The 12,653-nt window shown below is 53.8% G+C and carries 10 protein-coding genes; 8 read left to right on the plus strand and 2 right to left on the minus strand.

Annotated features, from left to right (window positions below):
* Positions 1-24 precede the first annotated feature (24 nt).
* Positions 25-1,803 (minus strand): MutS family DNA mismatch repair protein, encoded by a 1,779-nt coding sequence (locus DWY25_RS08490; protein WP_117894874.1) that lies wholly within the window; start codon positions 1,801-1,803, stop codon positions 25-27.
* A gap of 315 nt (positions 1,804-2,118) precedes the next feature.
* Between DWY25_RS08490 and DWY25_RS08495 the strand changes: the two genes are divergently transcribed.
* From DWY25_RS08495 to DWY25_RS08510, 4 genes are all read left to right on the plus strand, one after another.
* The gene (locus DWY25_RS08495) at positions 2,119-2,478 is read left to right on the plus strand and encodes a VOC family protein (RefSeq protein WP_181981758.1); all 360 of its coding nucleotides are present in this window, start codon (positions 2,119-2,121) and stop codon (positions 2,476-2,478) included.
* On the plus strand, positions 2,475-3,401 hold the full coding sequence (locus DWY25_RS08500; RefSeq protein WP_117894876.1) for a CPBP family intramembrane glutamic endopeptidase: 927 nt from the start codon (positions 2,475-2,477) through the stop codon (positions 3,399-3,401). The genes DWY25_RS08495 and DWY25_RS08500 overlap by 4 nt, the downstream gene beginning before the upstream one ends.
* Positions 3,402-3,526: 125 nt before the next feature.
* Positions 3,527-5,194: a M14 family metallopeptidase gene (locus DWY25_RS08505; protein WP_117894877.1), complete on the plus strand. Its 1,668-nt coding sequence runs from the start codon at positions 3,527-3,529 to the stop codon at positions 5,192-5,194.
* A 42-nt stretch (positions 5,195-5,236) separates the two neighbouring features.
* Complete coding sequence (locus DWY25_RS08510) at positions 5,237-6,340, plus strand: DNA alkylation repair protein (protein WP_117894878.1); 1,104 nt, start codon at positions 5,237-5,239, stop codon at positions 6,338-6,340.
* A gap of 230 nt (positions 6,341-6,570) precedes the next feature.
* Here the strand turns inward: DWY25_RS08510 and DWY25_RS08515 are convergent, their stop codons facing one another.
* A complete protein-coding gene (locus DWY25_RS08515) occupies positions 6,571-8,787 on the minus strand; it encodes an oxidoreductase (protein WP_117894879.1) in 2,217 nt (738 codons plus the stop codon).
* A gap of 159 nt (positions 8,788-8,946) precedes the next feature.
* Between DWY25_RS08515 and DWY25_RS08520 the strand changes: the two genes are divergently transcribed.
* The 4 genes from DWY25_RS08520 (at position 8,947) to DWY25_RS08535 (ending at position 12,650) form a co-directional block, all read left to right on the plus strand.
* Positions 8,947-10,440 carry a PucR family transcriptional regulator gene (locus tag DWY25_RS08520; protein ID WP_117894880.1) on the plus strand — a complete coding sequence of 498 codons (1,494 nt, stop codon included), beginning with the start codon at positions 8,947-8,949 and terminating at the stop codon, positions 10,438-10,440.
* A 261-nt stretch (positions 10,441-10,701) separates the two neighbouring features.
* Complete coding sequence (yhfZ, locus tag DWY25_RS08525) at positions 10,702-11,625, plus strand: GntR family transcriptional regulator YhfZ (protein ID WP_006058650.1); 924 nt, start codon at positions 10,702-10,704, stop codon at positions 11,623-11,625.
* A 277-nt stretch (positions 11,626-11,902) separates the two neighbouring features.
* Positions 11,903-12,271 (plus strand): hypothetical protein, encoded by a 369-nt coding sequence (locus tag DWY25_RS08530; protein WP_117894881.1) that lies wholly within the window; start codon positions 11,903-11,905, stop codon positions 12,269-12,271.
* A gap of 4 nt (positions 12,272-12,275) precedes the next feature.
* A complete protein-coding gene (locus DWY25_RS08535; protein WP_006058653.1) occupies positions 12,276-12,650 on the plus strand; it encodes a hypothetical protein in 375 nt (124 codons plus the stop codon).
* Positions 12,651-12,653: the final 3 nt, after the last annotated feature.

Raw genomic sequence — 12,653 nt, forward strand, 5'->3', positions numbered from 1 at the left:
ATTGTATCGTAAAACCAGTGAAAATCAATCCGTGATCCCAATCATTTTCATTAAATATCGGGCGTTGCGCTGCGTACAGCGTCCCGGCTTGAGCTTGTAATCAAAGAAAATCTTCTGATCCTGGTAATGTTCCTCAAAATGAACGTTGACTAAGGAAAGTCCGGCCTGTTCCTCCAGGGCGCACAGCTCAAAGTCGTGCGTCGTGATCATCGCGCGGATCCACGGGTGGTTCAGATGGCGAAGCACCTGGGCGCTGCCGTCGATCCGGTCGAGGGAGTTGGTGCCCTTGAAGATTTCATCGATCAGCACCAGCAGCGGGGTTTTCAGGGATACAGCGTCGATGATCCTGCGGATTCTTAACAGCTCACCATAAAAGGTGGAGATCCCCTCGTTGACGTCGTCGCGGATCCGCATTGAGGTTAAAACGGTAAAGCCGGAAGTATCCATGCTTTGCGCGCAGACGGGACCGCCGGCCGCCGCCAGAATTTGATTCAGACCGATCGTGCGCATGAACGTCGTCTTGCCGGACATGTTGGAGCCGGTGACCACCGTCAGCGAATGATCGAGGGTGAAATCGTTGCCGATCGCCTGAACCGGATCCAGCAGCGGGTGAGTCAGCTGCGTAAACGCCAAGACCGGAACCGTTTCCTCATGCAGCTTCGGCATGCAGGTCTGCGGATGCGTCAGCGCGATCAGCGCCAGTGATTCCATCGCTTCCAGCTGCCCCAGCTGTTCCATCACGGCGATCCACGTCTGCCCGGCCTGAGCCTGCCATTGGTTCCAGGCCTGCACGCATTGCAGATCCCACAGCAGCAACAGCTGTGCCGGCAGGTAGAGAAACGGATTAGCCTGTAGCGACAGCCGGTTTAACAGCCCGTCGAGCTGCTTTACGCCCTGAAGCAGTCCCTGCGGCTGACGGATCTGAGTTTTCAGCGCGTCGATCAAAGGGCTGGACAGCGCCGACTGATCCAGCTTCTGACAACGGATCAGGCAGTTTTGCAGTCCCTGCCGGACCTTCGCGACAGCCTGCAGGCGGCTGTGGACATACCCAAGGGAAAACAGGGCGAGCGCCGCCTGGACAAAAAAGATCAGGATGAAGCACAGCGGCGAGATCCAGCGCAGCAGCGTCAGCCCCAATAACGTCAGCGTCACCGCCGGCATCCAGCGGATAAACCAAGCGGGAATCGGCAGCGTGACCGGCTGGACAAGCTCATTCAGCTTTTCGGAAGCCATCGCGGCGGCCGTCTGCGGCGTCAGCCCGTGCGTGCAGGTCCAGTCCGCAAGCATGAAATCCGGATTCTGTGCCAGAACGGTCACGGTTTCCTGACGTTCGCGGATGATTTTGACTGCGGCTGGTTCTTTAAAATAGGAAGCCAGCGCCGTCTTCCCCTGCGGCAGGACCGCCATGCAGCAGAACTGATATAACGAACGCGGGCCAAAGACGTCGAGATCGGCCAGCGCGGGTTGATCATCGGTTAAAAATTCCGCGCCGGTTTCCGACGCCTGCTGCCAACGACTGTCAAACCGCGACAGACATCGCCTAAGCACTTCGCTTCGCGCCTGGGCTTCAAGATAGAGCCGGTTGTTTTTCTGATGCGCCAGCATTGCCAGACAAAATCCGGCCAGGCTTAGGATAAAGATAAATCGATAGCCCATCCGGCCGTCGACGATTTGAAAAAAAGACCACGCTGCGATTAAAAACAAACCGAAGCGAACTCCGGCAATCTGCGAGTTTTTACGGCGGAGCTGAACGCTTTGGTTCTGAGTCTGGGCCAGCTGCGCTTCCCATTGTTGTTTCTGCATCGGATTCCTCCTTTTGATTGATTGCAACAGCTTTAGTATAAGCCAGATGTCCCTGAAAATCAAAGCGGGAAAGCCTTGCGCGGATATCAGGTAAACATTGGATTGTTATCAAAGCACCGCAGAATTCCTTAATCTGCACGGAAAGCGGGATGGGTCGCTATTTCCATTCTTAAAAAAATATGCGATAATAAAAACGCATTCAATTCAACAAGCAATTCCTTCCCGGCTTCCTCCGCTGATGAGCGAGCCGGAGTCGGGGCGATATCGTGTTTAAGACTGATAGAGTTCTGAAGCAAAGAACAGGAGCGATTAATGATGGAATCCATGGTCATCTTTCATCGTTGCCGCAGTTTGGCGGCGACCGATGCTTTTTATATTCAGCAGCTGGGTCTGACGCTGTGGCATACCCAGCCGGGCTGTCATATTTACGACAGCGGTTACGGCTATCTGGGGTTTGTGGAAGCGGCGGACTTTGAGCTTCCTGCTTATTCGTGCATTTCGTTTAACTGCACGGACTGCGCTGAGGTTGACCGGCTGTATGAAAAATTCAAAGGAATGAAGGGGATCACCGCTCCCCGGCGGCATCCGCAGTTTGCGGTCTATTCCTTTTTTATTCAGGATCCTGACGGATATACCGTCGAATTTCAAAAGATAGTGAAGGAGGGAGAACAATGAGCGAACGGACTGTTCAGACGGTTACGCCACGTCAGCTGCGCCGGGAATTTAACGGCATCGGCTTGACGTTTCTGATCGTTTTCGGATTGGCTGTCGGCGCGGCCTTTGGTTATCAATGGCTGACTCCGCTTTTGGAGCCGTACTATCAGACGGTGGACCGGCAGGCGGCGGAAATGGGAATTCGGATCGTCGTCACGCTGCTCGTCATGCTTCTTCCGTTTCAGATCTATGCGGCTTTAAAAAAGATGAAGACAGGCCGTTTTTTCGGTCATTGTCAAGGCGAATGGCGCGATATTCTCGGACTGGTGCTGATCGGACTGGCGCTGAATCTGCTTCTGACCTTTATTGTCGGGATTCTGGCGCTGGTGCTCAGCTGGTCCAACATTCAGTTTACGTCCTCGGAACTCATTCTGCAGGGAAAGCTTCCGGCGGTGATTCTGAGCCTGATTTACATCGTTGTGATCTCTCCGTTTTGCGAGGAATTTATTTTCCGCGGCGTCTGTCTGCGCAGCTTTGGCCGGATGGGCAATTATTTCGCAATATTTGCCAGCTCGCTGTTGTTTTCCTTCATGCACGGCAACCTGATCAATATCCTGCCGTCGTTTTGTCTGGGAGTCTTCCTGGCGGTGGTGACGATGCGGTTTAATTCCATCCTTCCGCCGCTGCTGATCCACATCGCGATCAACCTGCAGACGGTGGCTTTGCAGCAGGTGCCGGTGCAGTATTCGTGGATCATCGGATTGAGCTGCGTCGTTATCTATGCGCTGGCGCTGGTCGCCTTGATCCGCGGACGGCATAAACGAATCATTGTGCGTAAGGAAGCGAATCCCTGGATTTTAATCCAGCAGTTCTTCCTGTCGTGGGCGATTGTGATCACGCTGGCGGTCTACGGCGTGCTGAATATTCTGACAATTAAGATGTAAGGTTAAACCGGGAAATCCGGTTTTTCTTTTTTTCCAAGTTGAAAAAACGGCTTGGAATCCGATTTGTTTTGCGGCGTCTGCGGATCGGTGCTACACTGTTTTTATCAGGGAAGGGAGCTGATTTAATGAAAACGACGTTTACTTATGATCATTACGCGGACTATGCCGAGCTGACGACGCGGATGGTCTATTTTAGCGAACATTATCCGAATTACACCCGTTTGACAAGTCTGGGAAAGACACCGGAGGGCCGCGACCTGTGGGCGATGGAAGTGACGGATTTGCGCTGCGGGGATTTCGATGAAAAACCGGCGCAGCATATCGACGGGAATACGCATGCCGGGGAAGTGACCGGCTCAATGGCGGCGCTGCATCAGCTGGACGTGCTTTTAACCGGCTGTGAAGAACCGCGGATTGCCCGGCTGCTTCAAGCGTATACGTTTACGTTTATTCCGCGGATTTCTCCGGATGGAGCGGAAGTCTATCTGAAAACGCCGGATACGCTGCGCTCGGTTAACCGCCCTTCAGGCAAAGCCCAGTCCGGCGTCGTCCGGCAGGATCTGGATCAGGACGGTGTAATCCGGTGGATGCGGATTCCTGATGAAACCGGGGCATGGACCGCGGATGCGGAAGAACCGCGGCTTTTACGCCGGCGGCGGCCGGATGAAACCGACGGCGTGTTCTACACCGTGATGCCGGAAGGACTGCTTCAGGGAGAGTCTGGGGATCTTCTGAAAGCGGCCCCGGCGCGCTGGGGGTTGGATTTCAACCGCAATTATCCCTGCTGGTGGCGGCCGGAACAGCCGGGCGCGGGCGACTATCCGCTCGATAATCCGGAAACCCGCGCGGTAGCGGAGTTTTTGATCGCACATCCGAATGTCGGTGTGATGGTTACTCATCATACCAGCGGCGGGATGATTCTGAATCCGCCGGGTCCGTTCTCCGAGGCGGAACAGGATCCGCTGGACCGCAGCATCTACCATGCGATCGGAGCGCTGGCCACCGAGGAAATGGGCTATCCGTTATTGAATCTGTACGATGGCTTTCATTGCACGGAAAGTGACTACGCGGCCGGCGCAGGCGACGACTGGGCCTATCTGAATCGCGGGATCTTCGCGGTGACGGCGGAGTTGTGGGATTTGCAGAGCCGGGCTGGAATCAGTGTGGAGGAACAGCTGGAACCGGAACTTAGCGACGCTGAACGTCTGCGCCAGCAGAAATTGACGCTGGCCTGGATCGATGCGCATTGTCCGCAGGCCTGGAAGCCGTGGACGCCGCTGGAGCATCCGCAGCTGGGCCAGGTGGAGATCGGCGGGCTTGATTATAAGTTTACGATTCAGAATTGTCCGCCGGCATACCTGCGGGAAGAATGTGAAAAAGCGACGCGGTTCGCGCTGCGTCAGGTCTGTCTGCTGCCAAGGCTGGCGATCATGCGTTTCCAGGCCCAACCGTTAGGACATAATTTCGTGAAGGTGACGGCGGAGATCGTCAACCGCGGCTATCTGCCGACGTGGATCAGCCGGCAGCGTCAGGCGATGAAGCTGACGGAACCGGTTCAGATTGAATTGACAGGCGCTGAGATCCTCCAGGGACAGGCTCAGGGTGAAATTGAAGCGCTGGAAGGTTATGGACAGGATCAGACCGAGCTGTCTTTTTCCGGCGTCTATGGTCAGACCGCGGCGCTGCGCCGGAAATTAGAATGGGTTGTCCGGGCGCCTGCGGGAACACGTGTGCAGTTAAACATTCGCTGCGCTCAGGCCGGACAGGCTTCGGCAAGCTGTGTGATTGATTGAAACCTTGAAATCTGTGCGGATAATCCGATAAAGGAGAAATGAATGGCGGAACTAATGAAAGCAAGAATCAACGCTGACTCGCTCGGCGAACTGGCGCGCAGAATCAAAAAAAACCATCCTGCGTTTGAGAGCGAAGCCTTTGTGAGCGAGATTCTGGACGCGGACTGGGATTCATTGGAACTGAAAGCCCGGATCCGGAAGACGGCGCTGGCCTTGGGCAAAACTCTGCCTGCGGACTATTCGCAGGCGGTGACGATTCTGCGGCAGACCGCGGCGGATTATCCAGCGGGCAGCGACGGGTTAATGTTGATGTGCCTGCCTGATTATGTCGAGCTATTCGGCCAGGCGGAAGCGGATTGGGAAGCATCCATGGCGGCGCTGGAACAAATCACCTCGCTGGCTTCGGCGGAATTCGCCGTCCGCGCGTTTATTCTCCGGGATGAAAAGCGGATGATGGCGCAGATGGCTGTCTGGGCAGAGCACAAAAGCGAGCATGTCCGCCGGCTGGCCAGCGAGGGCTGCCGTCCTCAGCTGCCCTGGGGACAGGCGCTGGCGAGCTTTAAGCAGGATCCCGCGCCGGTATTGCGGATTCTCGAACTGCTGAAAGCCGATCCGTCGCCGTATGTCCAGAAAAGCGTGGCGAACAACCTGAACGATATCTCCAAAACCCATCCCGAGCTGGTGCTGGAAACAGCGCGCCGCTGGCAGGGCCAGAATCCGGTCACGGACTGGATCCTCAAACACGGCTGCCGGACCTTGTTGAAGAAGGGAAATCCGGAAGCACTGGCGCTGTTCGGAGTGGCGGAGAACGATCATGTGAAAACAACGGAATTTATGGTGATGACGCCGGTTGTGCGGATTGGGGAGGAATTGGTTTTCTCCTTCGCGGTTGCCGCTGAGAACGAGGCTCAGGTCAGGCTGGAATATGCGGTTGACTATGTGAAAGCCAAGGGAAAACGCAGCCGGAAAAATTATAAAATATCCGAGCTGACCTTAAAGGCCGGCGAGAAACGAACGTATGTGAGAAAACAACGCTTCGCCGATACCAGCGTCAGAAAACATTATCCGGGCCGCCATGCGGTCACGCTGATCGTCAATGGTATTCCGCAGGGAACGCAGGGGTTTGAGGTCAGGGCGATGGAATGAGGAAGAACTTCATCTCGTCGGATTTCATGACCGATCCACAGGAAAAGCTGCCGGAATAGGAAAGAGAAAAACAGGAACAAGCTTAAGGGAGCCTGAACGGCATTCCTTTTGCTTGATTCCTGTTTTTAGTTTGCTTTCTTTTACGTTGAAGTTGATTTGAAAATCCTGTTTGTCCGGGGTTAAGCGCTGGTAAAGCTTAATCCGGACTCAGATCCGGCAGCGGTAGGCGGTTAGACCGCGCGGCCGGCGTCGTTGCCCGCATGAATCGCTTTGGCGATGTTGAACGGGTTGGCGCAGTCGCCGACGGCATAGGTTTCCGCAACGGATAATCCTTCCAGCAGACTTGTGTTCGGCAGCATGTCGGCGGCGTTGACGATCGCGTCGCAGGCGATTTCCATCTCAACTCCGGCTTCCGTCATGATCACGGCTTTGTTTTGGTTCACCGATTTCAAGGAAGCTTTCGGCCAGGCGCTGAAGCCCAGTGAATACAAGGCTGTGGTCATCATCCGCATCGCGTGCTGGGACTGCTGCATATCCATTTCCTCAGCGGCGTTCGGCGTGATCATCGTCACGTGCTTTTTATGGACTGTCAGCCACAGTGCGGCGTCGAAGGCCTGAGCGTTGGAGCCGTAGATGAGGACGTTTTCGCCCATCTCAGTGAACATGAACGATTCCATCTCGATGACCGGAGCGCTGCCGTCGCCGTCCACCTTCAAGGTGTCGCGCAGGCCACCGGCAGCCAGGATGACTGCGTCCGGTGCTTCCGCGTTGATCTTGGCAGCGTCGACTTCCACGCCGGTTTCGACTTTGACACCGGTGATTTCCAGCTGGCGGATCAGATAGTTCTTGAAATCCTGCAAGTTTTCATGCGGTCCCTTGACGGTATGCGCGAAATCCAGCAGGCCGCCGAGCGTGCCTTTCTTTTCGTACAGTGTTACTTCATGACCGCGGGCAGCCGCAATCCGGGCCGCTTCCATGCCGGCTGGGCCGCCGCCGATGACCATGACTTTTTTCGCTTTTTCAGCAGGTGTCAGATCATACGAGGCCGGGCCGCCTTCACGCATGACGCGCTGGGTCATCGCGTTGACGCGGCAGTAGCCGGCCATCGCGTTGGCTTCATTGCTGCCGATATGGCAGTGCAGGCAGCGGGTGCACGGTGCGATCTCGTCGATCCGTCCCTCGCGCAGCTTATTGACATATTCGGTATCGACGGTTAACGGACGGGTCATCAGGAAGAAGTCCGCTTTGCCGTCTTCCAAGGCCTGTTCGAAGAAATCCGGAGCGTGTGCCGGGTCCATGTAGGTGACGACGCCGCATGGGATGCTGAGGGCCGCTTTGTAGCGGGCCGCGACATTGAGAAGCATACCCGCGCCCTGAGTATCGCCGATCAGCTGGCCCTGCCAGTGCTTTTTAAAATCGTACTGCGTACCGAAGCCGGACGCGCCTTCAATACCGTTCAGGATGAAATACAGATCGCTGCCGAACTGCGCGACGTGATGGCCCAGCGGACCTAAGCGCAGGTGCATGGAATCCGCGCCGGCGGCCTCAAACAGCTTCGCAAGGGCGATGCCTTCCTCGACTGTCGTAATTTTCGTGCGCGGCGTGGTAACCGCGTTGTCCAGTGTCATCAGCGTCGGGTTGTTGGCGACGTTGTCGTTTTCTTCGATCGCGTCGATTAAGATCTGAACGTTGAAATCCGATCCGCAGGCTTCCTTGATCTTGGTAATGCACTCCGTGACGAACCGGGCGCGGTTTTCCAGGCTTGTGCAGCCGTATTCGTCAGTGCGCACGTTGTAGAAACGGGACAGGAAATGCTCGCCCATGTTGAAGCCGGCGGCGTTGATTTCAAACGCCTTGAAGCCCAGCTGCTGCATCCCCTTGGCAATCTGCGCGCCGCGGTCTTCGATCGCCTGGATCTGCTCGACGGTCATTTCATTTTCACCCGCGCCGAACTGGGCCCACTGATAACCCAGGCTCGCGCCGTATTTCGCACATTCCGCGACCAGCTTCTGGCCGAATGCCAAGGTTTCAGCGTCATAACCGCTGCCGTCTGCCGGAATTTCTAAGGCGGCAATGCCTTCGACATAAATCATCTCTACGCCGCCTTTGGCAAAATTGACGTAATATTGAAGCAGTTCATCGGTTAAGCCGGCTAAATAAGTTGCGGATCCAGCCGCCGATTTAACCATCCGGTGACTGAGCTGAAGCGAACCGACGGTCAGCGGCGAGAACAACGTCTTTAATTCTTTGGTGTTCGTGCGGTAATCTTCACGCTGCGGATTGAGATAAGCCGCGGCGATTTTGTCATTTTCCGGAACCTCGGCCGGCGCCGTGGTCTGCGGAGTCTTTGTGTTTTCAGCGGAACAGCCGACTAAGCCGGCCGCCATGAGGGTTAAAGCGGTGGCGCCGCTTCCTTTTAAGAAGTCGCGTCTTGAAATTTTAACCATAGGTATTGATCCTCCTCTTATGCTATAATTTTAACAAGAGATTGGAACCGTGTTCATCATCCAATTGCTAGATTATTCACAGAGTATTTCGTGCAGAATGCCGAAAAGTAAAGGAAATGAGGAAAAAGCGGAGTCACCGCAGAAAGGGGCGATAGGTTAATGCAAAGTCAGGCGATCATCGCGGCTGTCGCACAGGAGTATTCCCTGACGATTCCGCGGAATTTGGGCGAAATGCCGATACACTGCTGCCAGCTGATTTTTGAACAGCCGGCTGTGCTGAGCTGCGCGACATTGTATATTCAGGCCGAACCGTTTGCACTGGATCCGGCGGCCTATCCGCAAAGCTTTTTCCTATTGACGCAATGTGAGAGCCAGGCCGCCAACGCCGTCGTTTATCACACCGGCAGCGCGCTGGATTTGTATCAGTCGATCTCGCTGCTGCTGACCGATACCGAGGCGTATGCGCAGGCGCTGTCCGCGCTGCAGCGGACGGCGAATTCAGGCCAGGGTCTGGCCGCTCTGGTGAAAACTGCCTGTCAGTTCATACAGAATCCAATCCACGTGATGGATAAAACGTTTTCTTTGATCTGCGCCTGTCCGGAGGAACCTTGCGGCAACCCGGTTTATGATTATTTCCTGATCCATAAGGAACCGCAGCCGGAATATCTTCATCATGTTGAAACGGCGATCATGCGGTTCAGCCGGCATCACATCCGCTGTGCCCAGCTGATCGATTACAATCGGGAACAACTCAAGCTGATCAGCTGTTCAATCGGCGCCTTGCCGCATCTGTTGGGCGGAATCGAGGTGCTTCAGCTGAACCGACCGTTTACTCAGAACGACGTGCGGCTGATCGATCAGCTCGCGCTGCTTTTACAGATCGAGCTGTTTAAAGCAAACAACGCGGCGGAGAAGGCCGATACGCAATTTGAACTGCTGATCCAGGATATTCTGCACGGCCGCTTCCTTCACCCGGAAATACTCCGGATGCGGCTGCAGGCGTTTCCGCACTTGCAGAACCGGCGCTTTTGTCTTTTGTTAAGTCAGATCCCGAAAAGCAAAACCTGCACGCTGAAATATTATCATGAGGAAATCAACCGCTGTGTTCAGGTGATTGAACGTTTCCAATATCAAAATGACCTGTACTTTCTCATTGAACCGCCGGAGAATAAGTCTTATCGTCAAGGCGCGCTGAACACGCTGGCGCTGCAATCCGATACGCTGATGATTCTCAGCGATCCGCTGGACAACCTGATTCACTGCCCGGTGATCGTGGCGATGCTGCAGGGCGGTCTGTGCGTGACCGGCGCGGCGAAGGGGCTGTTCGCTTTCCGCAGCCTTTATTTCAAGACTTTGCTGCATACCTTGTCTAGCCGCAGCTCACTGACGCTGCACGATTTTATCCATCCCGGAATTCAACGCTTAAAAGAATTTGATCAAGCACATCAGACGGATTTCCTTGCGACGCTTAAAACATATCTGCAATGCCAGTGCAGTCCGACAAACACGGCTGCCGCGCTGCATCTGCACCGCAATTCTCTGGCATACCGGATTCAGAAAGCCCGTCAGATTAGCGGATTTTCCAGCGAGGATCCAGCGGACTGTCACAATTTCCTGCTGTCGATCCAGATTGACGAGTACCTCGGAACTTAAGTCAGGCTTACTTTATCGGCGACTGGACTAAAAATAATGGAAAAATTATCCGCAGGCAACCTTGTCTGAAGGCCGGCGTCTATCCTTATATTAATAAAAAGGGAAGGATCCGCAAAATTTCAGATCAATTCACTCAATGACAGGAATTTCAGCCGGCGTGCCAACCTGCCTTTGAATTTGCCGGGTTTGATGATAAAATAACAAGAAAGAGCAGGCCGGTCAGTTCCGGCATGAAGATCGTTCAATAAACGGAGATAAACTATGATGTACTATGAAGATTTAATGGGAAAAAATGCGATCGCAACGATTAAAGTGTCCAAGGAATTGCTGAAATATTCCGTCGGAGAGCGGATTCCGACCGTCAGCGAATTCGTGGATTCATTAAGCCTGGCAAGAGGCACAGTACAAAACGCGATCAAGACGCTGGTGGATCATGAAGCGGTGCGGATTGAATCCAAGGGACATTTGGGATCTTACCTGATGAAGAAAAATATGCGCGTGCTGCTTAAATTTGCGGGAGTGCGGATGCTGCTGGGCACGATGCCGCTGCCGTACAGCCGGCGCTACGAGGGCCTGGCTTCCGGTTTGATCGCGTCGATGGAAAATAATTACGACCTGCCGATCAACCTGGCCTACATGCGCGGATCGGTTAACCGCATCAGCATGGTCCTGCAGAAGCGCTATGACTTCGCGGTTGTTTCCCGATATGCCGCTCATCATTTCCTTGAAAAATATCCCGATAAGATTGAGATCGTCGTCGGCTTCGGCGCGGGCTCCTATTTAAGCAACCACGTGATCATGTTCCATAATCCCAATATCAAGGAAATCCAGGACGGCATGAAGATCGGCATCGACTCTGCCTCAATTGACCAGAAAGAACTGACGAAATTCGTCTGCCAGGGTAAAAATGTCGAATTCATCGAGATCGAATATTCGCGGATCATTGAGCGCGTGATTTCCGGCGATATCGACGCGACGGTCATGAACATCGACGAAGCGAACGATAAGCATGTTAAAATCCATACAAAATCAATCCCGCAGGTCAACAAGGACAATACCGAAGCGGTACTGGTTGTCGCGAAGGAAAATGAAATTTCAACGTTGATCAAAGAATTGGTCGATGTGGAAACGGTGCTGAATATCCAGCGCCTGGTTCTGGAAGAAAAAATAACGCCGAGCTACTAACCCGGCTTCGATAGTCCGTCAGCTGTTTAAGGACCGGTGAAAACCGGCTCTTTTTTTGTTTTCCCACTGGCCGCTGGCGCGAAGGAAACAAGTGAAGAATTCAGCGCCAATGAGAAAATAAACCAAAATGGTAAACGGCGTGAGAACGGCGCGGCAGGTAAGAAAATTAGATCGAACTTCAAAATACATAAAAATGTATTTTGCTTGTTGACTTTCTCACTTGTCAGGGCTATACTGAATTTGTAAATACAGAATAATGTATATTGGGTGGGATAAGATGAAGGAAATGAAATGCTACCGATGTGGAAAGACCGAAACCGTTAAGGAAATGAAGCTGCGGAAATCATGGGAATGCCCGCATTGTCACGCCGTGATGGTGCTGGATTTGCCTACTCAGCGAAAATTGAAGTATGTCCGCATGTTATTCGTGGCGGTTGTCGTCAGTCTGCTGATGTACGGCTGCAGCCGGCTGGGAACGGTGACCAGTTATGTCGCTTTGATCGTCACCTGTTCGCTTGCGATCGTGATCACGCAGTTTTCCGATCAGCTCTGTCTGGCGCTGACGGACAAATTATTCGGACTTCGGTATATGCCGGTGCAAAAAGGTAAAAGTCAGCCGGTGAAAAATAAGAAGAAAGGAAACTGAAAAAATGGATTTTACGGAAAGACTGAATCTGTATCTGGAGGGCGGCATGATCCAGCCGGATGACGTCGCGGACGTGCAGGCGATCATCACGATGTTTGACCAGAAATATCATATCGTGCTTCAGGAAGAAAACGCCGATACGTTTATCGCGCATTTGTGCGCAGCCTTCGGGCGGAGTGCGACCGGGGAGGAAGTCGAACCGCTGCCACCGGAAGTCAAGGCGGAACTGGAAGGTCTTGACAGTTATCCGCAATCGCTGCAGATGCTCAAGGATGTTATGGCGGCAACGCGCAATCGCTTAAACCCAACCGAACAAGATTACGCGCTGCTTCACATAAATAATTTAATCGCCCGGCTGGCAGAAGGCTGCGGCAATTAAATT

This window comes from Holdemania filiformis (genome assembly GCF_003459085.1).
GTDB lineage: Bacteria > Bacillota_I > Bacilli_A > Erysipelotrichales > Erysipelotrichaceae > Holdemania > Holdemania filiformis.

Excerpts from the sequence above, each read along its gene's own strand:
- DWY25_RS08490 (WP_117894874.1), bottom strand. The coding sequence starts at position 1,803 with ATGCAGAAACAACAATGGGAAGCGCAGCTGGCCCAGACTCAGAACCAA.
- DWY25_RS08495 (WP_181981758.1), top strand. The coding sequence starts at position 2,119 with ATGGAATCCATGGTCATCTTTCATCGTTGCCGCAGTTTGGCGGCGACC.
- DWY25_RS08500 (WP_117894876.1), top strand. The coding sequence starts at position 2,475 with ATGAGCGAACGGACTGTTCAGACGGTTACGCCACGTCAGCTGCGCCGG.
- DWY25_RS08505 (WP_117894877.1), top strand. The coding sequence starts at position 3,527 with ATGAAAACGACGTTTACTTATGATCATTACGCGGACTATGCCGAGCTG.
- DWY25_RS08510 (WP_117894878.1), top strand. The coding sequence starts at position 5,237 with ATGGCGGAACTAATGAAAGCAAGAATCAACGCTGACTCGCTCGGCGAA.
- DWY25_RS08515 (WP_117894879.1), bottom strand. The coding sequence starts at position 8,787 with ATGGTTAAAATTTCAAGACGCGACTTCTTAAAAGGAAGCGGCGCCACC.
- DWY25_RS08520 (WP_117894880.1), top strand. The coding sequence starts at position 8,947 with ATGCAAAGTCAGGCGATCATCGCGGCTGTCGCACAGGAGTATTCCCTG.
- yhfZ (WP_006058650.1), top strand. The coding sequence starts at position 10,702 with ATGATGTACTATGAAGATTTAATGGGAAAAAATGCGATCGCAACGATT.
- DWY25_RS08530 (WP_117894881.1), top strand. The coding sequence starts at position 11,903 with ATGAAGGAAATGAAATGCTACCGATGTGGAAAGACCGAAACCGTTAAG.
- DWY25_RS08535 (WP_006058653.1), top strand. The coding sequence starts at position 12,276 with ATGGATTTTACGGAAAGACTGAATCTGTATCTGGAGGGCGGCATGATC.